Source organism: Vibrio sp. C8 (assembly GCF_054051265.1).
Genome location: NZ_JBPAOE010000052.1, coordinates 1 through 24,391 on the forward strand (window position 1 = coordinate 1; position 24,391 = coordinate 24,391).

The 24,391-nt window shown below is 41.2% G+C and carries 25 protein-coding genes; 7 read left to right on the top strand and 18 right to left on the bottom strand.

All coding sequences use genetic code 11. The features are described 5' to 3' along the window. Positions 1-131: 131 nt before the first annotated feature. The 5 genes from ACRQQK_RS19475 to potA all read right to left on the bottom strand — a co-directional run bounded on the left by ACRQQK_RS19475 (position 132) and on the right by potA (position 5,211). Complete coding sequence (locus ACRQQK_RS19475) at positions 132-1,169, bottom strand: extracellular solute-binding protein (protein ID WP_457514180.1); 1,038 nt, start codon at positions 1,167-1,169, stop codon at positions 132-134. Between the two features lie 122 nt (positions 1,170-1,291). Then, positions 1,292-2,323: an extracellular solute-binding protein gene (locus ACRQQK_RS19480; RefSeq protein ID WP_042482361.1), complete on the bottom strand. Its 1,032-nt coding sequence runs from the start codon at positions 2,321-2,323 to the stop codon at positions 1,292-1,294. A gap of 104 nt (positions 2,324-2,427) precedes the next feature. Beyond that, a complete protein-coding gene (potC, locus tag ACRQQK_RS19485; RefSeq protein WP_102954869.1) occupies positions 2,428-3,198 on the bottom strand; it encodes a spermidine/putrescine ABC transporter permease PotC in 771 nt (256 codons plus the stop codon). Further along, complete coding sequence (potB, locus tag ACRQQK_RS19490; protein ID WP_457514440.1) at positions 3,198-4,055, bottom strand: spermidine/putrescine ABC transporter permease PotB; 858 nt, start codon at positions 4,053-4,055, stop codon at positions 3,198-3,200. Before potB ends, potC begins: the two co-directional genes overlap by 1 nt. Beyond that, the gene (gene potA, locus ACRQQK_RS19495) at positions 4,039-5,211 is read right to left on the bottom strand and encodes a spermidine/putrescine ABC transporter ATP-binding protein PotA (RefSeq protein WP_457514442.1); all 1,173 of its coding nucleotides are present in this window, start codon (positions 5,209-5,211) and stop codon (positions 4,039-4,041) included. The genes potB and potA overlap by 17 nt, the downstream gene beginning before the upstream one ends. A 306-nt stretch (positions 5,212-5,517) precedes the next feature. Between potA and ACRQQK_RS19500 the strand changes: the two genes are divergently transcribed. Genes ACRQQK_RS19500 through ACRQQK_RS19510 form a run of 3 tightly spaced genes read left to right on the top strand, consistent with a single transcriptional unit; the run spans position 5,518 to position 7,767 of the window. Beyond that, positions 5,518-6,318, top strand: coding sequence for a hypothetical protein (locus tag ACRQQK_RS19500; protein WP_457514183.1), 801 nt, complete (start codon positions 5,518-5,520; stop codon positions 6,316-6,318). Beyond that, positions 6,311-7,108, top strand: a complete 798-nt coding sequence (locus tag ACRQQK_RS19505) for a glucosaminidase domain-containing protein (protein ID WP_457514185.1) — start codon at positions 6,311-6,313, stop codon at positions 7,106-7,108. The genes ACRQQK_RS19500 and ACRQQK_RS19505 overlap by 8 nt, the downstream gene beginning before the upstream one ends. Continuing rightward, on the top strand, positions 7,108-7,767 hold the full coding sequence (locus ACRQQK_RS19510; RefSeq protein WP_457514187.1) for a DUF2987 domain-containing protein: 660 nt from the start codon (positions 7,108-7,110) through the stop codon (positions 7,765-7,767). The genes ACRQQK_RS19505 and ACRQQK_RS19510 overlap by 1 nt, the downstream gene beginning before the upstream one ends. 56 nt (positions 7,768-7,823) lie before the next feature. On the opposite strand, the gene ttcA is transcribed toward ACRQQK_RS19510, so the two are convergent. The 11 genes from ttcA to ccoN all read right to left on the bottom strand — a co-directional run bounded on the left by ttcA (position 7,824) and on the right by ccoN (position 17,868). Next, positions 7,824-8,756 carry a tRNA 2-thiocytidine(32) synthetase TtcA gene (ttcA, locus tag ACRQQK_RS19515; protein ID WP_457514189.1) on the bottom strand — a complete coding sequence of 311 codons (933 nt, stop codon included), beginning with the start codon at positions 8,754-8,756 and terminating at the stop codon, positions 7,824-7,826. A 140-nt stretch (positions 8,757-8,896) separates the two neighbouring features. Further along, positions 8,897-9,844, bottom strand: a complete 948-nt coding sequence (uspE, locus tag ACRQQK_RS19520; protein ID WP_457514191.1) for a universal stress protein UspE — start codon at positions 9,842-9,844, stop codon at positions 8,897-8,899. 130 nt (positions 9,845-9,974) lie between these two features. Then, positions 9,975-10,727 (bottom strand): FNR family transcription factor, encoded by a 753-nt coding sequence (locus ACRQQK_RS19525; RefSeq protein ID WP_042482392.1) that lies wholly within the window; start codon positions 10,725-10,727, stop codon positions 9,975-9,977. Positions 10,728-10,817: 90 nt separating this feature from the next. Beyond that, positions 10,818-11,495 (bottom strand): sulfite exporter TauE/SafE family protein, encoded by a 678-nt coding sequence (locus ACRQQK_RS19530; protein ID WP_457514193.1) that lies wholly within the window; start codon positions 11,493-11,495, stop codon positions 10,818-10,820. Further along, positions 11,485-11,676 carry a cbb3-type cytochrome oxidase assembly protein CcoS gene (ccoS, locus tag ACRQQK_RS19535; RefSeq protein WP_042482398.1) on the bottom strand — a complete coding sequence of 64 codons (192 nt, stop codon included), beginning with the start codon at positions 11,674-11,676 and terminating at the stop codon, positions 11,485-11,487. Before ccoS ends, ACRQQK_RS19530 begins: the two co-directional genes overlap by 11 nt. Beyond that, positions 11,677-14,055, bottom strand: coding sequence for a heavy metal translocating P-type ATPase (locus ACRQQK_RS19540; protein ID WP_457514196.1), 2,379 nt, complete (start codon positions 14,053-14,055; stop codon positions 11,677-11,679). A gap of 4 nt (positions 14,056-14,059) precedes the next feature. Continuing rightward, positions 14,060-14,539, bottom strand: coding sequence for a FixH family protein (locus ACRQQK_RS19545; protein ID WP_457514198.1), 480 nt, complete (start codon positions 14,537-14,539; stop codon positions 14,060-14,062). Positions 14,540-14,639: 100 nt separating this feature from the next. After that, positions 14,640-15,617 (bottom strand): cytochrome-c oxidase, cbb3-type subunit III, encoded by a 978-nt coding sequence (gene ccoP / locus ACRQQK_RS19550; protein ID WP_457514200.1) that lies wholly within the window; start codon positions 15,615-15,617, stop codon positions 14,640-14,642. 7 nt (positions 15,618-15,624) lie between these two features. Then, positions 15,625-15,795 (bottom strand): CcoQ/FixQ family Cbb3-type cytochrome c oxidase assembly chaperone, encoded by a 171-nt coding sequence (locus ACRQQK_RS19555; protein WP_042482410.1) that lies wholly within the window; start codon positions 15,793-15,795, stop codon positions 15,625-15,627. A gap of 11 nt (positions 15,796-15,806) precedes the next feature. Further along, the gene (ccoO, locus tag ACRQQK_RS19560) at positions 15,807-16,427 is read right to left on the bottom strand and encodes a cytochrome-c oxidase, cbb3-type subunit II (protein WP_102942051.1); all 621 of its coding nucleotides are present in this window, start codon (positions 16,425-16,427) and stop codon (positions 15,807-15,809) included. 13 nt (positions 16,428-16,440) lie between these two features. After that, a complete protein-coding gene (ccoN, locus tag ACRQQK_RS19565) occupies positions 16,441-17,868 on the bottom strand; it encodes a cytochrome-c oxidase, cbb3-type subunit I (RefSeq protein ID WP_042482416.1) in 1,428 nt (475 codons plus the stop codon). Positions 17,869-18,128: 260 nt separating this feature from the next. On the opposite strand from ccoN, the gene ACRQQK_RS19570 reads away from it, so the two are divergent. The 3 genes from ACRQQK_RS19570 (at position 18,129) to ACRQQK_RS19580 (ending at position 21,510) form a co-directional block, all read left to right on the top strand. Next, on the top strand, positions 18,129-18,485 hold the full coding sequence (locus ACRQQK_RS19570; protein ID WP_457514203.1) for a hypothetical protein: 357 nt from the start codon (positions 18,129-18,131) through the stop codon (positions 18,483-18,485). Positions 18,486-18,598: 113 nt separating this feature from the next. Further along, positions 18,599-19,798, top strand: coding sequence for an FIST signal transduction protein (locus tag ACRQQK_RS19575; protein ID WP_457514205.1), 1,200 nt, complete (start codon positions 18,599-18,601; stop codon positions 19,796-19,798). Continuing rightward, entirely contained in the window at positions 19,795-21,510 is a 1,716-nt protein-coding gene (locus ACRQQK_RS19580) for a response regulator (protein ID WP_457514207.1), read from the top strand. Before ACRQQK_RS19575 ends, ACRQQK_RS19580 begins: the two co-directional genes overlap by 4 nt. Positions 21,511-21,735: 225 nt before the next feature. On the opposite strand, the gene ACRQQK_RS19585 is transcribed toward ACRQQK_RS19580, so the two are convergent. Together ACRQQK_RS19585 and matP are read right to left on the bottom strand one after the other, a co-directional pair. Beyond that, a complete protein-coding gene (locus ACRQQK_RS19585) occupies positions 21,736-22,053 on the bottom strand; it encodes a DUF3634 family protein (protein WP_457514209.1) in 318 nt (105 codons plus the stop codon). Between the two features lie 10 nt (positions 22,054-22,063). Continuing rightward, positions 22,064-22,513 (bottom strand): macrodomain Ter protein MatP, encoded by a 450-nt coding sequence (gene matP / locus ACRQQK_RS19590; RefSeq protein WP_457514211.1) that lies wholly within the window; start codon positions 22,511-22,513, stop codon positions 22,064-22,066. 165 nt (positions 22,514-22,678) lie between these two features. On the opposite strand from matP, the gene ACRQQK_RS19595 reads away from it, so the two are divergent. After that, the gene (locus tag ACRQQK_RS19595) at positions 22,679-24,322 is read left to right on the top strand and encodes a S16 family serine protease (protein WP_457514213.1); all 1,644 of its coding nucleotides are present in this window, start codon (positions 22,679-22,681) and stop codon (positions 24,320-24,322) included. The last annotated feature ends 69 nt before the right edge of the window (positions 24,323-24,391 follow it).

The following is a 24,391-nucleotide window of genomic DNA, read 5'->3' on the forward strand; positions in this document are numbered from 1 at the left end:
TGTACGTTTACCTATTGATTTCATGACATTCTCCAATTGGTTACTGGAAAAGTGTCAACCTTATTTAGGACGGGTCAGAATGAATTAAAAAAGCGGCTAAAAGCCGCTTTTTTAATTCATTCTTTGTTCGATTACTTATCGACTTTAAGTTTCTGGAAGTATTCTTCGTACAGAACGCTTGCGTCACCGACTTCGTCTTGCCATTCACCACTGTCCATAATGGCTTGCGGAGGGAAGATGCTTGGATCGTTCGCAAACTCTTCTGGCAGTAACTTATATGCGGCTTTAACTGGTGTTGGATAACCAATTTCTACTGCAATTTTTGCTGCGTTCTCTGGGCGAAGTAAGAAGTCGATCATTTTATGAGCCGCTTCGATGTTCGCTGCACCAGTAGGAATAGCTAAGCTGTCCATCCAGAAGATTGCACCTTTCTCTGGCCAAATAATATCGATGTTTGCGCCTTCTTCACGAGCCATGTATGCAGAACCGTTCCACAGCATGCCTAGCGATACTTCACCCGCTAAATAAGGGTTAGCAGGGAAGTCTGAGTTAAATACCAACACATTTGGCATTAGCTTTTTCAGTTCTTCATAAGCTGCTTCAATTTCTTTCGGGTCGGTAGTATTTGGTGAGTATCCTAGCTTAACAAGAGCAATGTGGAAGACTTCTCGAGAGTCGTCCATCATCATCAGCTGTCCTTCCCATTTAGCGTCCCATAAATCACCCCAGTTATGGATGTTTGATTTATCCAGCATATCCGTGTTGATACCGATACCTGTCGCGCCCCAAATGTAAGGGATTGAGTAGCTGTTATTTGGATCAAAAGGTTTATTTAAATAGTTAGAATCCAAACCTGAAAAATTAGATAGCTTCGACTTATCAATCTCAAGAAGCATGCCTTCCTTACGCATTTTCGAAACGAAATACGTTGAAGGGACAACTAAGTCGTAACCCGTACCTTGTGTTTTTAGCTTAGCGTACATACTCTCGTTCGATTCGTATGTAGAGTAGATGACTTTAATACCTGTTTCCTTGGTAAAGTCTTCTAGAACTTCGCTTGGAATATATTCTGACCAGTTATAGAAATAGAGTTCTTGGTCATTAGCCATTGCATTGGTAGTGAATAGAGTCGCGGCAAAAAGAGCGCCAGCATACAGTTTACTTTTCATTACTTTTCCATGTTTTGTGCAAGAGCCTACCTAGGCAAACGCGTGATCAAATAGGTAAAACAGTATAACAGCTCGAAAAAAAATAGGCAGCCAAAGCTACCTATTTAATTCTTTTTGTTGGTTTATTGACCCGCTTTAAGCTTCATGAAGTAGTCTTCGTACTTCACTGTTTTGTCGCCAACAGCTGCTTGCCATTCCACACGATCAAGATCTTCTTGAGAAGGGAATAGTGGAGCTACGTCTTTAAATTTTTCGTTAGACTGAGCAACAGCAGTTAGGTAACCAGTGTCGTTAGAGATTTGCTCAGCGATTTCTGGACGTAGTAAGAAGTCGATCATCTTGTGTGCTGCATCGATGTTCTTTGCACCTGAAGCAATAGCAAAGTTGTCAACCCAACCGATACCACCTTCTTTAGGGAATACAAGTTTAAGAGGTAGACCTTCTTTTTGTGCAGCAGCCGCAGAACCGTTCCAAAGCATGCCTAGACCAACTTCGCCAGCTAGGTAAGGGTCAGCAGGGTTGTCTGAGTTAAATACCAATACGTTTGGCATTAGTTTTTGTAGCTCAGCGTATGCTTCGTCGATTTGTTTCTCGTCAGTGGTGTTACCTGAGTAGCCAAGTTTGCGCAAAGCGATGTGGAATACTTCACGAGTATCATCCATCAGCATTAGTTGGCCTTTAAGTTCAGGTTTCCACAAATCACCCCAGCTTTGGAAGTCGTTTGGATCATACATGTCTGTATTTACCGCGAGACCAGTGATAGCTACAACGTGTGGAATAGAGTAGTCGTTATTTGGATCGAAAGGCTTGTTTAGATAGTTAGTATCCAAGTTCTTGAAGTTTGATAGCTTAGACTTATCAATCTTCTGAATCATGCCTTCGTCGCGCATTTTAGATACGAAGTAAGTTGAAGGAACAACTAGGTCATAACCTTCGTTGTGAGTCTTTAGCTTCGCATATAGCGTTTCATTCGACTCGTAAGTTGAATAGATTACTTTGATACCAGTTTCCGCAGTAAACTGCTCTAGGATACCACTGTTAATGTATGGTCCCCAGTTCATGAATACCAGTTCTTTATCCTCTGCTACTGCTTGCGCAGATAACAGTGAAAGCGCACATGCACTACCAGCTAATAAAGTAGCCCATTTTTTCATTGACGTTAGCTCCAAACCAAACGTTGCCCCAAGGGCATTTTAAAGGACAACGGAATAACACCTGCTATTCCATTTCGAATTTCAGTTAATCAATTAACTGAAAATTATTTCACTTTCTCTTTTGCCAGTAACTGTGAAGTAACGACCAGCACCAGCGACACGACCAACATAACAGTCGCAAGTGCATTCACTTCAGGCGAGATACCCACTTTCACCATAGAGTAGATTTTCAATGGCAGAATTTCGTATGTTGGGCCTGTTACGAACGAACTGATAATTACGTCATCAAGAGACAAGGTAAAGCTTAATAGCCAACCGGCTGCAACAGCAGGTTTAGCAAGAGGCAAAATGATTTTTTTCAAAATTACCCATTCGCTCGCACCCAAATCTTTTGCTGCTTCTAGCATCTTCACGTCGAAACCATTCAGTCGGCTGAAAACAGTCACAACGACAAATGGCAAACAGAATGTAATATGAGCAATCAGTAGCGTCATAAAGCCAAGCTTCGCACCCAACACTAAGAATAGTGCAAGAAGCGAAATTGCCATAACGATGTCTGGTGACATCATTACAACAAACAACATACCGTTAACCATGTTTTTACCACGGAACTGGTAACGGAATAGGGCTACTGCAGTCAAACTACCAATGATAGTCGCTGCGGTCGCTGAAAAAACAGCCACGCTAATAGAGTGCCATGCCGCTTGCATTAAGCTGTCGTTGTTCATTAATGCGTGGTACCACTTAGTAGTGAATCCACCCCATTTAATACCGAATTTGTTCGCATTAAATGAGTTCGCAATTAACACAATGATTGGTAGGTACAAAAACAGGTACACTAGGCTCATAAAGCTAAATCTAACAACTCTTCCCATTAGTCTAGCTCCACTTTCTTATTCAACAATTTACCTGCACGGTAGTATGCGTAAAGCATGAATGCCATCGCGATGGTTAATGCAATACTTGTCGCGGCACCAAACGGCCAGTCACGAGCATTCAACACTTGGCTCTTAATGACGTTACCAATCAGCAAGTTTTTCGCGCCACCAAGTAAGTCTGAAATGTAGAACATTCCAAGAGCAGGCAGAAGAACAAGCAAACAACCACCAATAATGCCGGGCATAGTTAGAGGCAAAACAACTTTGGTTAACGTTTGGAATTTATTTGCACCCAGGTCACGAGCCGCTTCGATATAAGTGTCATCCAGTTTTTCAATCGCTGAATAAAGCGGAAGAATCATAAACGGCAATAAGATGTACACCAGACCAATCATCACTGCTGTTTCTGTATACATAATACGTAACGGAGCATCAATAAGGCCAATGTCTAACAATGCTTTGTTCAAAATCCCTTGGGTACCAAGAACAATCTTCAATCCGTATGTACGAATTAACGAGTTAGTCCAAAATGGAACAATCACTAGAAACAGCATAATCGGACGCCATTTTTCAGGCATCTTCGCAACGATGTAAGCGAATGGATAACCGATAATCAAACACAAAATGGTTGCTACTATCGCCATATAGAAAGAATGAAGCATTACTTTCGCGTACAGCGGATCTAGCAATCTTAAGTAGTTATCAAAGGTAAACGTCAACTCAATCAGATTCGCTTCGTCACGAGTCAGAAAACTCGTAATGATAATCATCAGGTTAGGGATCAGAACAAACAGAACTAACCAGCCAACAATTAAACTGATGATTGAAGTCTGAAGATTAAGCTTCTTGCTCATCATTGAGGACTACCTCCCAGCTTTCTACCCAAGTGATAGTAACTTTTTGGCCAATTGAGTGGTCAACGTCAGGATCATCTTCATTAAAGAATTCACTAACCATAACACTCATTCCTGAATCCAATTGAACTACGGATTCTAAAGTCATGCCTTTGTAGGTTCGATCTGTCACGTGACCAACGATACCTTTGGTCTCTGACTCTTTGATCTCTTCAATACGTAAATCTTCTGGGCGAAGAAGAACTTGAAGTTTATCGCCAGCATTCACAGGTTTGTCGTAATAAACCACAGATTCAACGCCTTCGATATCAACAAGAATTCGTTTCTCATCAAGACGCTTAATGGTTTCAGCCGCAAACACGTTGATTTCGCCAATGAAACGAGCAACAAATAGATTCTTAGGATCTTCGTAAATTTCACGCGGAGAACCATCTTGTTCGATATTGCCGTCGCGCATAACGATAATGCGGTCAGACATCGACAAGGCTTCTTCTTGGTCGTGAGTGACAAAGATAAATGTGATACCAAGTTGACGCTGTAGATGCTTAAGTTCGCTTTGCATCTGCTTACGCAACTTGTAATCAAGAGCTGAAAGAGATTCATCCAACAGAAGTACTTTAGGTTTATTCACAACAGCACGTGCAATAGCGATACGTTGTTGTTGACCACCTGAAAGTTGGTGCGGTTTGCGTTGTGCCATTTGATCCAGACGAACCATACGCAATGCTTCCATTACTCGCGGTTCGATGTCATTCGCAGGCACTTTTTGCATACGCAAACCAAATGCGACGTTTTCAAAAACCGTCATGTGAGGGAATAGAGCGTAACTTTGGAATACGGTATTGACGTGTCGTTGTTCAGCAGGAACTTGAGTAACGTCTTGACTATCCAGTAGAATCTGACCGCTGTCAGCAGATTCAAAACCTGCTATCATTCTTAAAACGGTAGTTTTACCACACCCTGATGGGCCAAGAATGGTTAGGAATTCACCATGATTAACGTCTAGCTGAAAGTTACCGATGATCTGTTTACCATCAAAACTTTTACTGATACCAGAAAGTCTAACGACTGGTTTTCCTACTGAATTTGGTTTGTTCAACGTCTGTCTTTCTCCACCCTGATCCGCAGATAAGTTAACTAGAAGTTGTAAAACTATCTACTTGTTGGACCTGTTAAATAATTACAAATTAGTGGCGCATGATAATCACGAAAAAGGCGATCTCAAAGCGTTTTCTCATCTTGAAACACAAAAAGTTTTGTAGTTAAAAGCAAACTTTCATTAACATCCACAATACGATAACTACTAATGCTTTCAACTGGTTAATTATCAACCATATTAATAAGAAAGCAAGATGCGATTCGGGTTTCGATTTTAGACTCGGGTTCATTTCAGTATAATGATTCAAAATTTTATGTTGTCATATTTCTATACCAAATATGACTCGCCAACTTAGGGCATTTTATGAGCAAGGATATAGAGAGAGATTTCAACGTAGGTGGTACTGTTGAGCAAGCGCTGTCGGGCCAATACCAACTGAAAGTTGGTGAAGTTCTGAAGGAGTCTTGGGATACAACACTCAAGCATTTTGTCTCTTTTTCCCCAGCAATCGTAGTAATGATTGCCATACAAATTGCAATATTTTTCGTAGCGCTAAAGCTTCAACTTGGTGATCCTTCGGCAATCATTACCGCTATAGAGCAAGGTTCTGATTTTCCGGAAGGGATGATTGAGGCAATTTTCATTGCCAACTTCAGTTACGAAGTTGTCAGTGCGCCTATTTTTGCCGGTGTTAGCCTGATGGCAATGAGCCATGCCGCTGGTCTGAAAACCAAAACACGACACATCAGTAAAGGTTTGCAGTTTACCATCCCAGTTATCTTGGCAACATTAGTAGGCTTAGTTCTGCAGGGCATCGCCGGAATGATTTTTCCTTTGTTGTCTATGTATCTTTCCATCGCATTTAGCAACTCCATCTTACTGATTTGCGAGAAAAGAGTGCCACCAATGCAATCGCTGTTTTTGTCACTACGTGCCGCAAACAAGAAGCTTTTGCCTCTCGCATCGCTTTACTTAATCGTGATGATTATGTTTGTTACGGCGGCTCTTATGTACGGAATAGGTTTGATTTTCGTTGTTCCGTTTTTCTTCCACTTAAAAGGAATTATCTACCGCAACATGTTTGGGGTACGTTTAAAGATCATCACTACCAATAAAGATAATGATGACAATCAGGATAATAACTCTCAGGTATTTAATGCATAAGTTTTTTCAAGTTGCCGCTTTGAGCGGAATCATCGCAGTTGCTGGTTATGGCTATTACAATTTTGAAAGCCAAAATCGCCTGACTGAATCTGTAGCTAACAAAGGTAAAGCAGTATCAAAAGCGCCAGATTTTACTGCTTATACCGATGTGAATGAGAAGAAACATGCATTCTTCTCATACCTAAAACCGGGAATTGCTTTAGAAAACCAACGGATTGAAAAAGAAAGAGAAAGACTGATTCGTCTCAAAGAGCATGTTGAATCAGGTTTAATTTCTGACTCTGACATTGACGATGCAAAGCGCCTCTCTCATCTGTATCAAGTTGAGTTGCAGGGGGATGTTGTCACATCTGATTGGATAGACAACATGCTGCATCGCGTTGATGTCATCCCTGAAGCATTGGTACTCACTCAAGCTGCAAACGAGTCTGCTTGGGGCACATCACGATTTGCTCGCACGGCAAAAAACTATTTTGGCCAGTGGTGTTATAGCAAGGGTTGCGGAGTGGTTCCGTTACAACGTAGCGAAGGGATGACTCATGAAGTGGCGAAATTTAAGTCTGTTCAAGAATCAATCCACCGTTACTTTATGAATGTGAATAGAAACCCAGCTTACTTTGACTTGCGAGAAATCCGTTTCCAACTTAGAGAAGATGGTGCAGATTTGTTGAGTATGAGTAGTGCAATGGAAATGAGTAATGGCTTATTGAAATATTCTGAACGAGGTGAAGATTACATTCAGGATTTACAAGCCATGATGCGTCATAACGAACAATTTTGGACAAATTAATGAAAGGAATTACAGCGTTAGCCCTCGGGCTAATTTGTGCCAGCTTTTCCATCAATGCTGCGGCTCAAGAATACATGTTCACTTATAGCAAGCTGTATTCATCCCTGAAGAGTAACAACAAACCTGACTACCCTGATGTGAAAGTCGGTGTGTTTTTCGTCAATGCTGATACCAAAAAGCTATGTACGATTGAAAAAGCTTGGATGGAAAAAGAAAAACATTACGAACTGGTTCCAAGCAGTGAAATCCATGAGCTTCTGCTTCCTATTGATGAAAATCTTAAGCAAGCGAATCCACTCGTGTTTGTTGATACTCCACAGGATACGCGTTGCGACTTTTCCCTTGTCGTGATGACAAAAGCCGCTTTATCTGGACAAGTTCCGTATGGTGACATCGAGAAATTGCTTCCACAGATGCAAGAAATTCTTGAATCGTTAGGTGGTATGTTCTCTAGTTGGTTTACACCCGAAGTATCTGGTGTGACATTAGAGTTTGCGAACAGCTTGAATGGCTTCATTCAGTTAAGCAATGGGGCTGACGTTGAAATAGTGAATGGTAAAGCTCAGATTTCTTTAGAGCAAATCGGAAAGGATGGTTGGATGCAACTCCCCGAAGAAACCACCAGAGTTCTTCCATATTTACCAACTGCGAAAAAATGACACAAAAAAGGCTGCAACTAATGCAGCCTTTTTCTTAACAATTCATCTGTCGATAATTAGACGTTAGTCACATCCAATTTCAAACTTGGATCAAAAGCCATTACGCTATCTTCGTCTTGCGCTGGCATTGCCGGAATATCTTCCTTATCAAAACCAATATCGCCACCATTAATCACTCCTGACTCACTGTTAATAGATTTAAAATCAAACAGTTCGAAGTCGGCCAAGTGACTAGGTACTACATTTTGCATAGCGCGGAACATAGATTCAATTCGACCTGGGAATTGCTTATCCCAAGTATTCAGCATCTGCTTAATATTCTGGCGCTGTAGGTTTGGCTGTGAGCCACACAGGTTGCACGGAATAATAGGGTAGTCACGCATGCTTGCGTACTTAATGATGTCTTTCTCACGGCAATATGCCAAAGGACGAATTACCACGTGTTCACCGTTGTCTGAAACAAGCTTAGGTGGCATACCTTTTATTTTTCCGCCATAGAACATGTTGAGAAACAAGGTTTCAAGAATGTCATCTCTATGGTGCCCAAGTGCAATTTTAGTCGCACCTAACTCTTTAGCAGTACGGTACAAAATACCACGGCGTAAACGAGAGCAAAGCGAACAGGTTGTTTTACCTTCAGGGATCTTATCCTGCACAATTGAGTAGGTATCTTCTTCTACAATTTTATACTCAACACCAAGCTGCTCTAAATACGCAGGCAGAATGTGCTCTGGGAATCCCGGCTGCTTCTGATCAAGGTTTACTGCTACCAACTCAAAAGAGACAGGAGCGCTCTTTTGTAAGCTCATTAAGATTTCAAGCATAGTAAAGCTGTCTTTCCCGCCAGATAGACAGACCATGATACGGTCGCCATCTTCAATCATGTTGAAATCAGCGATTGCTTGGCCTGTATTACGACGAATACGCTTTTGCAATTTGTTGAAATTGTATTGTTGAGCTTTGGTTAGCTCTTGAGTTTGCTCAGTCATCAGGTTGCAGTCTTTAATCTTAGAAACAAAATGAAGTGCGTATGATACGGATAAATGAACGATATGCCAGAGTTAAGCGTTCTAGCACAAAAAAAAGTCCCTGAACTTTCGTTCAGGGACTTTTGAGTTTTTACGGATTGCTATGAAGCAATGGTCGGGTCTAGGGGGCTAACATAGCCTTTAGGTTTTAGTGCCATTACGTCACAGTTAATTTTATCTATCACTTGTTCTGCCGTATTACCAATAAACACCGCAGACAGACCTGTTCGACCAGTAGTACCTAGGATAACCATTGCGGCATTAAGCTTCTCAGCCGCTTGAGGAATGACATCTTCAGGCAAACCTTGTTGAACGAGCGTATGTTCTTCATCGATACCATGCTTCTGACGTAGCGCTTTCATGGCTGTTAAATGATGTCCGCGTACCGCATCGGTATAGGTAGTAGGGTCAAACTCAGGCAGTTCGATTGTGATATTGGCTGGTGTGACCGGATAAGCGTTAACCAAATATGAGTTTGTGCCTAAACGTTCAGAAAGATTTAAAAGCTGTTCGACCATTCTGTCATTAAGATCTAAGTGAGTTTCTACTTCAGAACCAACATGAACGGAGGCGATAATATTTGCATTTTCAGGCCAATCTGAATTTTTGACCAACAAGACCGGGATAGGGCACTTACGAAGCAAATGCCAATCAGTAGGAGTAAAAATAACTGATTCCAAAACGTCATGCTTACGAGTATTTTTGATTAAAATATCGTGTTCACCAGCAAATACCTCACCGATGATCGCTTCATAAGGACGATTATGCCAAACGACTTTAACATCAAAAATAATGGATTCTTTGATGTAAGGTTCTGCGACTTTTTTCATCCACTGTTCGCGCTGATGAATAACACCGCGTCTCATAGCATCTCGTTCTTCACCAGATAACATGGATGTCATGTCGTAGGAGAAGTCATAGATAGATAAAAAGAACGTAATATGACTTGTTGAGCGACTTTTCTTAGCTAACTGAATTGCTCTGGCTAGAGCGGGTTGTTCATCATGATTTATGTCAGCTACAACCAAGATCTTGTTGTAAATACTCATAATAAACTCCTTTATCGTTTCGGAGATTTCTTATTTAAGAGTAGCTTAGAAGTTGCGAGAGGTTTAGCAAAAAAAGAGGGATTATAGAAGAAGTATGACGCAGCTCATTGTTGAGCTACGTCATTGATGTTTATTTACTTTCTTTCGAGACGCCAGCCAATTCCATCAAAGCATCGTGATCAATAATTGTGATGTATTTGCCTTTCACACTCAGGATTTCTGATTTTTGGAAACGACCAAGCAAGCGGCTAATAGTTTCAACTGTTAAACCTAAGTAGTTACCGATATCTCCACGAGTCATGGTTAAACGGAACTCTCTAGGGCTAAAACCACGTTGAGAAAAACGAGTAGAAAGGTTAAACAAGAACGCAGCTAGACGCTCTTCAGCATTTTTCTTAGATAGCAGAAGAATCATCTCTTGGTCGCCCTTAATTTCATTACTCATTAAGCGCATAATTTGTTGGCGAAGCTTAGGCATCTTGCCTGAAAGGTCATCTAGGATTTCATAAGGAATTTCACAAACCATAGAAGTTTCAAGTGCTTGAGCAAAGCTAGGGTGAGCATCGCCCGTAATCGCATCAAAGCCAACTAAATCACCTGCAAGATGGAAAGCAGTAATCTGTTCGTCACCTTGTTCTGTAATAGTGTAGCTCTTGATTGTTCCTGAACGGATTGCATACAAAGACTTAAGCTCGTCACCAGCTTTGAACAATTCCTGACCTTTTTGAATTGGCTTTTTACGCTCAATAATTTGGTCAAGTTGATCCAGTTCAGACTCGTTAAGAGTGAATGGAATACATAGTTGGCTAATACTACAGTCTTGGCAGTGAATAGCACATCCACCAGATTGAATTCGCTTCGCAGCAGGCTTTTCCGAAATCATAACGACCTTTCACTAATTGATTTACATCAATATTTTAGCATCCCTTCACACTAAAGGATAGTTAAAAAAATCATTTTGCTAATCAATCATCTAGCTAAGATTAACTAGCATGTTTATTGCGTTGTAACCGGTATATATGCCGTAGCAAATAATTGAAATTGCAGCAATTGTCCTAAATGCAGGCGACTGCTGTAACTGCCTCATCTGTGTTGCTCCAAATCCAACGAGCAGCATAGAAGGCAATGTTCCAAGGCCGAATGCACCCATAATCAGAGCCCCCTCAACCGTACTACCGGAAACAGCCGCCCACGTTAGCGTAGAGTAGACTAAACCGCAAGGTAGCCACCCCCAGATAATTCCAAAAGGGAGAGCATGCCAGCTTTTTTTTAACGGAAGCAGTTTTCGGCCGAGAGGAGAAATGTATTTCCATATGCCCGTGCCCAGTTTTTCTAGCTTTAGTAAACCAAACCACCAACGACCGACATACAAGCCGAGAATGATCATCATTATCGCGGACAAAATTCTTAGCCAGATTAGCGAATGATTGAGTGTCGATATTTGAGTTAAGGTTGTAGCTAACCCACCAATCAGTGCGCCAAAAACGCAGTAACTGAATATACGCCCGACATTATAAAATACGATAGGCAGAGTGGATTTATTAGCGCCTTGACCAATACTTAGCAGGGTGCCTAAACCGCCGCACATCCCGACACAATGTCCAGTGCCTAATAAACCGACAACAAAGGCTCCAACGAAATCAGCGTTCATCTTTCTTTTCGTTATCAGAATGATTCTTTGGTGTTAAATGCTCATCCTCGTCAAACAAGATGTTATGACCTTGGCGCTCTAGATCTTCGAACTGATCACTCTTGACCGCCCACAAAAATATGGCAACAGCTACGGCTACAATGACGATTGCGATGGGAATTAAAATATACAAACTTTCCATTTAGTTGTTCTGTTCCTTCAGTAATCGAAGAGAGTTAGATACTACTATAATCGAGCTCGCAGACATACCGACAACCGCGACATATGGGGCAACAAACCCAGCTACAGCTAAAGGTAAAATTACCAAGTTATACCCCAACGCCCAAGCAAGATTCTGTCTGATAATGCTGCGAGTTTTTAGAGCAAGTTCTCGAGCATCCAGTAAGCGATCTAACTTGTCTCCGAGCAAGACCATATCAGCAGAAGCTTTGGCAACATCAGTACCGCCGCCCATAGCAACAGACAGATGAGCACCCGCAAGGGTTGGGGCATCGTTGATACCATCACCGACCATTAATGTAATGTCTTGCGGATCCAGCGAACGTAAGTAGTTGAGTTTATCTTCGGGCTTCGCTTGTGCAATAACATTATCCACACCGAGTTCATTCGCTACAGTTTCAGCATTAACTTGAGAATCGCCCGTCAATAGCGTGATTCGAATTCCTGCTTGGTGAAACTTGTTAATAAAGCCTTTTGCTTCAGAGCGAATAGGGTCCTGATAATAGAACGTCGCTACGTGCTTCGAGTCGATAGACATATACACGGCGTTTCGCTCGTTGACTATGTCTTTCCTTCCCAGAGCATAATCCGCATTACCGATGTAAACTTTGTTGCCTGCAAATGTGCCTTCTATTCCTGAACCTATCGTGTTTTTGACATCCGACGATACGAAGTTAGCGTTTAGGTAAGGTTTGAATGCACGAGCAATAGGGTGGTTAGCATATTGTTCAAGCTCTGCAGCAATCGCTAAACATTGCTCCTTAGTCCACTGTGGTGAATGTACTTTCACCTCACTGATTTCGATATTGCCATGTGTGAGTGTGCCCGTTTTATCCAAAACGAGATGATTAACGTTACACAGAGTTTCAAATACGTGATTCTTACGAAGCAAAATGCCATAGCTGCCAAGACGAGAAGTCGCACAGGTTATCGCCGTTGGTGTAGCCAATGAAAGAGCACAAGGGCAGGTAGCTACGAGTACAGATAACATAATCCAGAAGGCATCGTCTGGGCGCGAGCTATGCCAGAAGAGCCATGTACCCAACGCAATAACCAGAATGATAGCAACAAAGTATCTCGCGACAATATCTGCAATCTCAGCAATTTTCGGCTTCGATGATTGAGCATCGTCTTGGAGGCGAACAATGTTTGAAATTACCGAATCTGCTTTAGTTGCCGTTACTTCAAGATCAAAAGATTCATCGCTGTTCAGTGTCCCTGCATATACAGCGTCGCCAATGTTTTTAACAACAGGTAGCGATTCACCAGTCAACATGGACTCATCAACATGAATTCGGCCTGAAATAACCACTCCGTCAGAAGGAATGTGCTCTCCTGGTAATACGCGGATTTTCTCTCCAATTTGTAGAGTCTTAACCGGTGTTTGAGAGCCATCAATGCGTGTCGCAATTGCTGGAATTAATTTTAATAGGTTTCCACTGGCCGCAGCCGCTTTTCGTCTTGCTCGCATTTCCAGAAAACGTCCCACTAGTAAGAAGAAGGTGAACATGGAAATAGACTCAAAGAAGACTTCGCCTTTTTGAGTAACAGTAGCGAAAAGACTTGCTACATAAGCAAAGATCAATGCAATAGATACGGGGACGTCCATACCAAGCGTGCGACCTTTAATGCTACGCCAAGCATTGACATAAAACGGGAAAGCTGAGTAGAGAAGAACAGGAGTAGCAAATAACAGGCTCACCCAACGAAAGTAGTTTTTAAATTCACTATCCAGATCACCAAACGCTTCTAAGTACAAAGCAACCGCAAGCATCATCACTTGCATTGTTGCTAGACCAGCAATACCCAGACGATATAAATATTGCTTCATTGACTGGTGATATTGTGCTTCGTGTTTATCAGCCTCAAAAGGTGCAGCCTTGTAACCTAAATTATGGATACGAGAGAGAATATCGCTGAGTTTAGCTGAAGATTTGTCCCAACTGAGCAGAGCTCTATTCGTTGTGGTATTGACACGAATACCTATCACGCCAGGTTCTTTAACCAGTTGCTTTTCTATCAACCAAGCACACGCTGCACAGGACACTCCCTCAAGTGACAAAGTTACTTCAGAGTGTGAATCCACATTTCTAACAAATTCAGCCTGAACGTCTGAGTTGTCGTAATGGATCAATGCTTTTAGTTGTTCCGGAACTAACTCGACTTTATCCGCAGTTGTTGTTCGATACTGGTAATAGGATACAAGCCCATTCTCAACAATGGTTTCCGCTACGGTTTTACAACCGGGACAGCACATGTAGCGTTCTTCATTGAGAATGGTGACTTTGAAATCGGTGTTGTCTGGTACATCTTCACCGCAGTGGTAACACGCTTTCTTCATATCACTAGTTCATCAATTGAGTCGGTGAAGCAGAAGGGAATGTAACTCGGCCTTGAACAAGCCATTCACCATTGTGTGGCGTTAACTCGATAAACCAAGGACCTTGCATCTCATCATCACGAATTATCTTGTAATTACCTTTTGCATCAGCAGTAATCAGTTGCGAGAAGTCTCTGTCTGCAAGGGTTCTGTGAGCGAACATTGCTTGAATAGCAGGATAGTGATCCAGTTTGCCTTTATTAAACTGGATAATAATTTCATTTCCTTGAGAGCTAACAGCTGCATTCAAACCAAGATCTTTAGCTACGTGTATCTTAGACAAATCGACATTAATGCCTTTTCCTTTTTTATAGTAATCCTCAGTCACCAATGAAACTGAGTTATTCGAAAACACGATAACCGTAACGATCGTCCATACAACAACTGTAAGAGGAAGGATAATCAGGAACCACGGCCAAAATTGTTTATACCAAGGCTTTACCATAAAAAAGTTCTCTACAACAAAAAAAGAAGGGGTTTAACTTAGAAGGCTTAAATGTAAGAAAAAAGCAGCCCCTAGAAAAGGGGCTGTTATTAGATTTTTACTATTTATCTGAATTACTTAGGCTCCAGACATAAGCCGCAACGAGTTGCACCTTGTCCTCACCTAAGATGTCGATCCATGCAGGCATTACACCTGAACGACCGTACATAACTGTTTCAGTTACAGCGGCACGTGAATCACCGAACAACCAATCTTGGTCAGTCAGGTCAGGGGCACCCACAGCAGGGTTACCTTTACCATCTGTGCCGTGACAAGCTGCACAAACTACGAAGCGCGCTTTACCTGCTTCAGCTTCACGAGCATTTACAGAACGACCACTTAGGCTAAGTGCGTAACTTACTACTTCAGCTACACCTTGCTCACCCAATGCATCTTTCCATGCTGGCATCTGACCGATACGACCGTGACGAATCGTTGTCACGATTGCATCAGGCTCACCACCGTATAACCACGCGTTATCAGTTAGGTTAGGGAAACCTTTCTGACCACGAGCATCAGAGCCGTGACACTGAGAACAGTTTTGTAGGAACAAACGTTGTCCAACTTTCAATGCATCAGAATCTGCTGCAATTTCAGTAACAGGACGTAGTTCCGGACCACCATCTTTGTATGCCAAACGCTTGAAAGCTTCACCGAAATACGCATCAGCATCATCAAGTTCCTTCGCGTATTGAACAAGAGTTTTTGTTTCTTGAGCTTTAGCAATAGAAGCTTTTGATTCTTCCAACGTTCGTACTTTTTGGTCTGAACTTTGCCAACCTAAAACGCCTTTAAAATTGCCCAAACCTGGGTAAAGCGTTAGATAGACAGCAGCAAAGATGAACGTACTAACAAATAGATAGGTCCACCACTTAGGCAGCGGGTTGTTTATTTCGCGAATACCATCGTACTCGTGGCCCATGTCAGCGCCTTCTTCAACACCCATTTTGTCTTTAAGACACCAAACGAGAAGAATTGCGCATCCAAGTAGGGTACCAACCGTAATTACGATGATCCAAAGACTCCAAAATGTCGTCATTACTCAGTCACTCCTTGTTCTTATTAGAGGGTGTTTCTTTTTGTTCGTCTGCAAAGATCAAGTTTGCTGCTTCGTCAAAACGCGCTTTACGCTTTTTGCCAAATGCCCACCAAACAACACCGATAAAGCAGACAAACAACGTTATGGTCCAAATACTGTGAATAGTACCGATATCCATAATTACCTCTGTTATTTCATTGCGTGACCAATAGACTGAAGGTAAGCAATGATGGCATCCATCTCTGTTTTTCCTTCAACATCTTTCGACGCATTCGCTATTTGCTCATCTGTATATGGTACGCCGAACTGATTGCGGAAAACCTCAAGTTTCTTCTGAGTGTTTTTTCCATCCAGTACGTTTTCAGCTAACCAAGGGAAAGCAGGCATATTCGATTCTGGAACTAACTCACGAGGGTTCATCAAGTGAACACGGTGCCATTCATCTGAATAACGACCACCAACACGAGCAAGGTCAGGACCAGTACGCTTAGAACCCCATAGGAATGGATGTTCCCAAACACTTTCACCGGCTACAGAGTAGTGTCCATAGCGTTCTGTTTCAGAACGGAAAGGACGAACCATTTGGCTGTGACACACGTTACAACCTTCACGGATGTAAATGTCACGACCTTCCATCTGCAAAGCAGTGTATGGTTTCAGGTTTTCTACTGGCTCAGTAGTTTGCTTTTGGAAAATCAACGGTGTGATTTCAACTAAAGCACCCCAACTGATAGCGAATACAATCATAATTGCCAACAAACCGACGTTACGTTCGATAATGCCATGGCGATTATTAGAATCTGAACTCATTCTTTAAATCTCCTTACGCTGGTTGTTGGATAGCTTTTAGGCTGTGATTCGGAGCTGAAATCGTCTTATATGTGTTATATGCCATTAGGAACATTCCAGATAAGAAAATAAAACCACCGATGAAACGTACGGTATAGAATGGGTACGAAGCCTGCACAGACTCTACAAAGCTGTAAGTTAACGTACCGTCAGAGTTAACTGCACGCCACATCAAACCTTGCATTACACCCGAAATCCACATCGCCACGATGTACAGAACAGTACCGATTGTTGCTAACCAGAAGTGAGCATTAATCAAGCTAACTGAATACATACGTTCTTGGTTAAATAGGCGAGGGATCAAGTGATAAACAGAACCAATCGATACCATTGCAACCCAACCCAATGCACCAGAGTGAACGTGACCAATCGTCCAGTCAGTGTAATGAGATAGTGCGTTTACTGTCTTAATCGACATCATTGGGCCTTCAAAGGTAGACATACCGTAGAAAGACAGAGATACGATTAGGAAGCGCAAGATAGGGTCGTAACGTAACTTATGCCATGCACCAGACAACGTCATGATACCGTTGATCATACCACCCCAAGAAGGAGCGAATAGAACCAAAGACATCACCATGCCCAAAGACTGAGTCCAGTCTGGAAGAGCTGTGTAGTGTAAGTGGTGCGGACCTGCCCAGATATAAAGTGAAATCAATGCCCAGAAGTGAACAATCGATAAACGGTAAGAGTAAACTGGACGTTCAGCTTGCTTAGGCACGAAGTAGTACATCATACCTAGGAAGCCTGCTGTAAGTAGGAAACCTACCGCGTTGTGACCATACCACCATTGAACCATAGCATCGACAGCACCTGAATAAATCGAATATGACTTAGTCATTGATACTGGGATTGCCATACTGTTTACAATATGCAGAACAGCAACAGTAATGATGAAGGCCCCAAAGAACCAGTTTGCTACATATATATGAGACGTTTTACGTTTCACAAGTGTTCCAAAGAACACCACTGCGTAAGAAACCCATACTACTGCAATAGCAATATCGATAGGCCATTCTAACTCAGCATATTCTTTACCAGAGGTAAAACCTAACGGTAGAGAAATTGCTGCGGATAAAATGATTGCTTGCCATCCCCAAAAGGTGAATGCAACAAGCGGCCCACCAAATAGACGAGTTTGACAGGTACGCTGTACAACATAATAAGAGGTTGCGAACAGGGCACTTGTACCAAACGCGAATATCACCGCATTAGTATGCAACGGACGGAGACGACTATACGTCAGCCACGGCGTATCAAAGTTTAGCTGTGGCCAAACTAATTGAGCGGCAATCAAAACACCTACACCCATTCCGACAATACCCCAGAGAATAGTCACTAAGGTAAATTGACGAACGACTGTATAGTTATAGTTTTGTTCAAGCTGCTTTTCTTGGCTCATTTTGCATGCTTCCAATGTCTAATTAACTACACTTTTCTTCCAACACGACAAATGTCGCAATGCCACCCAAATCCACAACAAAATTAAAGTTTTATCAAAACGTTAATAGCTATTGCTGACTTTACGAAAAAGTGGCATTTTCAAGCGGAAAAGTATACTGCAATTAACAATTCAATGACAGTGTAGTAACCTTACCCTTTATCAGGTTTTGCCCTTTTATTTCAAAACTTTGAACTTTGTTACACGAGGAACCCACTCTAATGGCAGCTGAAAAGCTTACAAAACACAGGCTTGCTCAAATTCTCATCACTTTAACCTTACTTCTTATCGCTTTCTTTTGGAGAACGGTCACATATACAGAGGTAAGCACTGTGACTTGCAATCCGCAGCCAAATTGTTTTGTATTTGTAAATAATGAAAAAATAACTGTTACAAAAGATGATAGGCAGTTGGGGGTGTTGAATGTTTATCCAATCCCCCAGGGGTGGGAAATTACTTACGAAGGCGAAGTGACAAGAAACGATCAAAATGTTGCACTTTTCCCTAATGCTAACAAAATTAATACAGTTGATTATTTTATTATTAATAAGTCAGTAAAAATTGAAGTAGAAAATTAGTTTACATCGTTCTATTTATAAGACTTATGTGACATAGAGAGGAGAGTGCCATACATATCTAAATTATTATGGGGTATAAATTAATTCGGACTGTACACATAAGTAACTCGTGAATGCGACTTAAAACAGCTATTTCAAATAATCCAGATGCTAATGACGCCATCAGAGAGATCCGGTCTTCTATCAATCTGACCGGAATTAGTGCAATCGTTTGTTACTACACCGAAGTTTATAGTAACCAAAACCTTTCCAGCTTTTTGTCTTGTTACTTTCCAGATATTCCTATTGTTGGCTGCTCTTCCTGCAATGGCCTGATGACAGACGCAGGCATGCACTGTGGTACCGTTATTGGTGTCATGGCAATTTACGATGATTCCAAGAGCAGCGCCTACGGTACAGCTTATGCCAGTCTCAAAAATTGTACCCAGTTCGACGAAATAGTTGGTTCAGCCGTTAATGAAGCGCTTTTAAATGCAAACAGAGTCGGTGAAGTTCCTGACTTTATCGTTCTTCATTCAACTCCGGGAAATGAAGAACGTATTATAGAGGCGATTGACGCACAGTTCGGAACCCAAGTCCCTATTATTGGTGGAACGGCTGCCGACAACAATATCGTCGGCAACTGGTCAGTCTCGAACGAACATAACGCTTCATCTGAAGCTTTAACTATTCTTGTTGGTTTCCTTTCCATTCCCGTCGCCACGGGTTTGAGCGTGGGATATTCACCTACAGAGTACTCTGGAAGAATTACCAATGCTTGTGGGCGCTATATATATGCTATAGATAAAATGCCAGCAAAACAGGTCTATCAACAATGGTTGAGTGAGTGTTCAGGCTTATCAATATTAGAGGAATACTTGTTTGATTATATTTCTGAATTTCCTATCGGTAATGTCGTTGGTCATATAGATAGTCAACCATATTTTAAATTGTCACATCCAATTCGTATCACTGACGAAGATGCTTTAGAAATGTTTTCCGAAAGCAGAGTAGGAGAGACTATAACCTTAATGACGGGTTCAAAAGCACATCTAATAGATAGAGCGTCAAGATTTGTAAAAGATGCAAATATAAAGAACTACAATGAAACTGAGATGGTTGGTGGCATCATCATTTTTTGCGCTGGTTCTATGCTGCATTTAGGAAAACAAATGAGAGAAGTATATGAAAATATCATCTCTCAAATGAATGGTTGTCCTTTCATCTGTCCTTTCACTTTTGGTGAACAAGGGAAACTTGTCGGTGGAGAGAATGCTCACGGCAATTTAATGATTTCATCTGCAATCTTTTACGAGTCAGAGCACTATCTATGAAGCAGCAATATATTGAACATTTCAACGAAACGTTGCTTGAGTTAGAACGCAGCAGAGAACGGGAACGCCTGATAACCGAAGAAAACCAAGTCATCCTAGCGGCTTTGTCTGCACTTAGCCGAGCCGACAACAAATATCAAATCTTCGATGAATTGAAGAAAGTGCTCAGTCGATACATTAAGTTCAATGATTTCATCGTTATATCCAAAGGCAAGGACAACGCAAGCTACTCCACATTTCTTACTTCAAATATCGCGTTTACAGGAAAAAACTGGTTAAACGGCACAAAATTTCAGCGCGTACTTGATGGAGAATCCATCATACTTTTTGAACCCACCAAACTTGATGAATTTAAATATCTCAATAGCTTCCTCAAAAATCAGATTGAATCAGCCTTAATTACCGGAATAAGAACTCAAACATCAGATTCTGTGTTGTTATTGCTCGGTAAGAATAAAGGCCAATTCAGCCTAGATATGAAAACAACGTTACTTCGATTTAGGCCACTTTTAGAACGAGCAATTAGCGATATTGAATATAAAGAAGAGTTGCAAAGACTTGTTGATATAAAAACCAAAGAACTGGTAGTGGCGCAGCAACTTGCTGAGCAGGCGAACAAGTCTAAATCTCAGTTTTTAGCAATGATGAGTCATGAGTTAAGAACGCCATTGAATGCCGTGTTAGGTTTAATTGATGTTTTAAGAGATACATCTAACATTCATCAACTAGATCTGTTGGAACAAATGGAACATTCAGCAGAACTACTTCTAGTGATAATTAACGATGTACTAGATCTAAGCCGCATTGAATCTGGCCACTTTAAGCTACAGTGTCACAAAATAAATCTATACCATAAACTGAATAATGCTTTGGAGTATCACCGCCAACTTGCTGAGGATAAAGGCATAGCATTTTGTGTAGATGTAAAACTTTGTCCTACAACTGAGTATCTAGTCGATCCCGTTCGTTTAACTCAAATACTGTTTAATGTTGTAGGTAACGCCGTTAAATTCACTGAGAAAGGCATGGTTACAGTGTCACTTTATGATCTTGGTGGAAAATTGAATATTCAGGTTAACGACACAGGTATAGGAATAGAAAGCGACAGAGTTGAACAACTGTTTTCACCATTTATACAAGCGGATAGCTCGCATACTCGAAATTATGGCGGTACAGGACTGGGATTAACCATAACCAAACATCTTGTAGAACTGATGAAAGGAACAATTTCAGTTAGCAGCACATTACACAAAGGAAGTTGCTTTGAAATTACGATTCCTTTGAAAGATAGTTGCATAGATGTACCCAAAGGCACAATAACCAACGCGGTAATTAAGAAGAACGAAGAGAAGACTTATAACATTCTGGTAGTTGAAGATACGAAAACTAATCAGATAGTAATACAGTTGATGCTGAGCCGATTAGGTTACAACGTGACATTAGCAGATAACGGAAAACAAGCAGTAGAGCTCATCAAAAACGACGAACAATTCGATTTAATCTTTATGGATATTTCAATGCCGGTGATGGATGGAATTGAAGCAACCAAACAAATCCGCGCTAAGAGTCTTAGTGTCCCAATCATTGCATTAACAGCACACACAATGGATGACGATAAAGACGAATGCCTAAAAGCCGGCATGAATGACTTTATGCTTAAACCGATGCGCATCAAAGAAATCTCATCAGTTATAGAAAGGTTTACAGCCTAATAACTACATTTTTAATCACAGATGATAAATGTAGTTATTAGGTATTTTATGGTAAATGCTAATTATGTAAAACGCAGAGGGAACAGAGTAGTTATCCGCACAATACAGGTATGATGTTCGAATCTAGAAAGTGTTATTTAACATAACATACATAATGCGCACTTAAGTGCGGGAAAGATAAGACGCCAAACTGGCGCCTTATCTATTTGATTTGATTTAATTTTTTCAACGAGTCTTCTTGGTTTTATCACCAGAACTCTTAAATCCTTGATGCGGAAATACGTTGCGAATTCGTTGTTGAACTTTTTTAGGAACTTGCTCTGTAAATACTAATTTCATGCCTGTACGTTGCTGATATACCTTCATTTCACCGCTAAACGGCGTTACTTCTGCAATCTCAGCGACGTTATGTTTAAACGTTGGAGGAAAATGACCTTTTACTTTACTTAAAGTGCCATCTTTAAAAGTAACTTTAAGTACAGGCCTATCAACAACTACAAGCCAGAAAATGATTAAAGCAGCGATTAAAATTACGTACAGCATGAGTTAACTCCTAATTAGACAGCAACTTACTCAAATCTTCTTTTAAGTTTGACACAGCTTTGCTGGCTTTCTCACTTCGAGAAGCTTCACTGAGCAAATATTCAATTGCGTCTGACAACGTACATCCCAGTTCATTAGCTCTAGTGGAAAGCTTTTCCCAGACTTGGTAGTCAAGATCTATCGATTTTTTACGTGTATGGATTTGCTCTGCATTAAAGTGGCGCTTACGTTTTGCTCGAATCGCTTGCTTCAGCTTATTATCAAGCTCAGGAGCCATATGTTTTTCAATCCATTCCAGAACCAACGTAGGTTCATGCTCAATCGATTTCAATTTCTGTATGGCAGCATCCGCTTCACTACGATCAAGATGGCAAGTAATTGATTCACCATCTTTCCACTTCTTAATCAAATACTGCCATTTCCAACCACATTCTAGGTTTTCAAGCTGTTGATATTTCATTTGAGGCAATCCATTAAAAATCAGGGTGACAGCGTAACCCAACCCGATTTTATGTTCAAATTAATCCTGATAAAAACTAGAGGAAGATCATTCATCATGTGTGCTATTCGAACTAGTGGTTTTTCTATATAATTCGTTGTCTCTAACAATCAATTCAGTAATTCAATGACTCAAGATATTTGGCGCCTTGCAACTCCCCAGTACGATGAATTTCAAATTCAACTCGAACAGTACCCTAACCTACAACCGATTTCGCTAATCGATACCCAATCTAGGTTAACAAAAGCAATCGACAGATTTCTAAATATTAGAGGATTTAGCCGTTTCTTGATTGTTAATGCCCCTGACAACTCTATATACCGCTCTTTGTTAAAAGAAAAATTAGAAAGCATGGTTGAAGGCAAGTCCGTAGTTTCAACCGAATCGCTTGATATGGAAGCAGTTTTAGGGCAAGTAAAAGCTGAAAATGGTCACATTGTCTCTAAATCTAACGGACTGATATCTCAAGCTGATGGTGGTTATCTTATCGTTTCCGCTAACTTGCTTTTAGCCAATCCACGTCAGTGGCCTACTCTGAAATCTGCAATTCTCGGTACACCTGTTGCTCCATTTAACTGTGATCCAAAATCAATCATTGAAGAAGTGCTTTACAGTCAATATGACGTCAAACTGATCGTTGTTGGTGACAGAGGCCAGCTTGGGGATGTTGATTTTCTAGATGCTGATATCCACTCTGGGCTTTGTATTTACAGTGAATTAGAATTAGATGTAAAAATTGATTCTGATTCGATTACCCAATATTTGTCATTTGTTAAATGGTTATGTGATTACTACGCACTTCCTAAGCTAAACATAGAAGCTCTAGTAAGCTTAATGACTGCGGGCGCCCGCTACACAGAAGATCAACACTATGCTCCACTTTGCGTTATGTGGCATAGAGCTCTGTTAGAAGAAGCGGCTGTCGAAGCGAATGGTGATGTAATTGAAGCTATTCATATAGATACCGCAATAGATGCTCGTCATTACAGAGAATCTTACTTACCAGAAAGAGCTTTGGACGATATCCTAGATGGCCAAGTGTTTATTGAAACTCAAGGCGAACAGGTTGGTCAGGTTAACGGATTAACGGTTGTCGATATTGCCGGCCACCCTGTTTCTTACGGTGAGCCTTCGCGAATTTCCTGTGTTATTCACTTCGGCGATGGTGATATTGCAGACGTTGAGCGTAAAGTTGAACTAGGTGGAAACTTGCATGCAAAAGGCATGATGATTATGCAAGCTTTTGTTAGCAGTGAATTAGATTTAGACGTCCCTCTTCCTTATTCAGCATCTGTAGTGTTTGAACAGTCTTATTGTGAAGTTGATGGTGACAGTGCATCGCTAGCTGAACTATGCTCATTAGTCAGTGCGCTTTCTGAATACCCTATCAATCAGCAAATTGCCGTTACTGGAGCCGTAGACCAATTCGGCCGAGTACAAGCAGTTGGTGGTTTAAATGAAAAAATTGAAGGCTTCTACCATGTTTGCCAACACCAAGGATTTACCGGCGAACAAGGCGTTATCCTTCCCCAAAGCAATTTGAAACATTTGGCTCTTCACAAATCTGTAGTAGAAAGTATTAAAAATGGAGAGTTTCATATTTGGCCAGTGTCGCATGTCGATGAAGTCGTACCTCTTGTTATGGGTAAACCATTCAGAGGTGAAGATGAAGATAGCGTCATTAGCAGAATTGCAGAACGTATTGAAAATTTTGAAAAACATGTTCAGCCAGTTGGGTTTGTGGAACGTATCAAAAACTGGTTTGTTTAGTACTGATCGGAGTTGTCTGGCGTACACGTGTTCACTAACATGCACCCTATCAGAAATTGGAGTAATTGA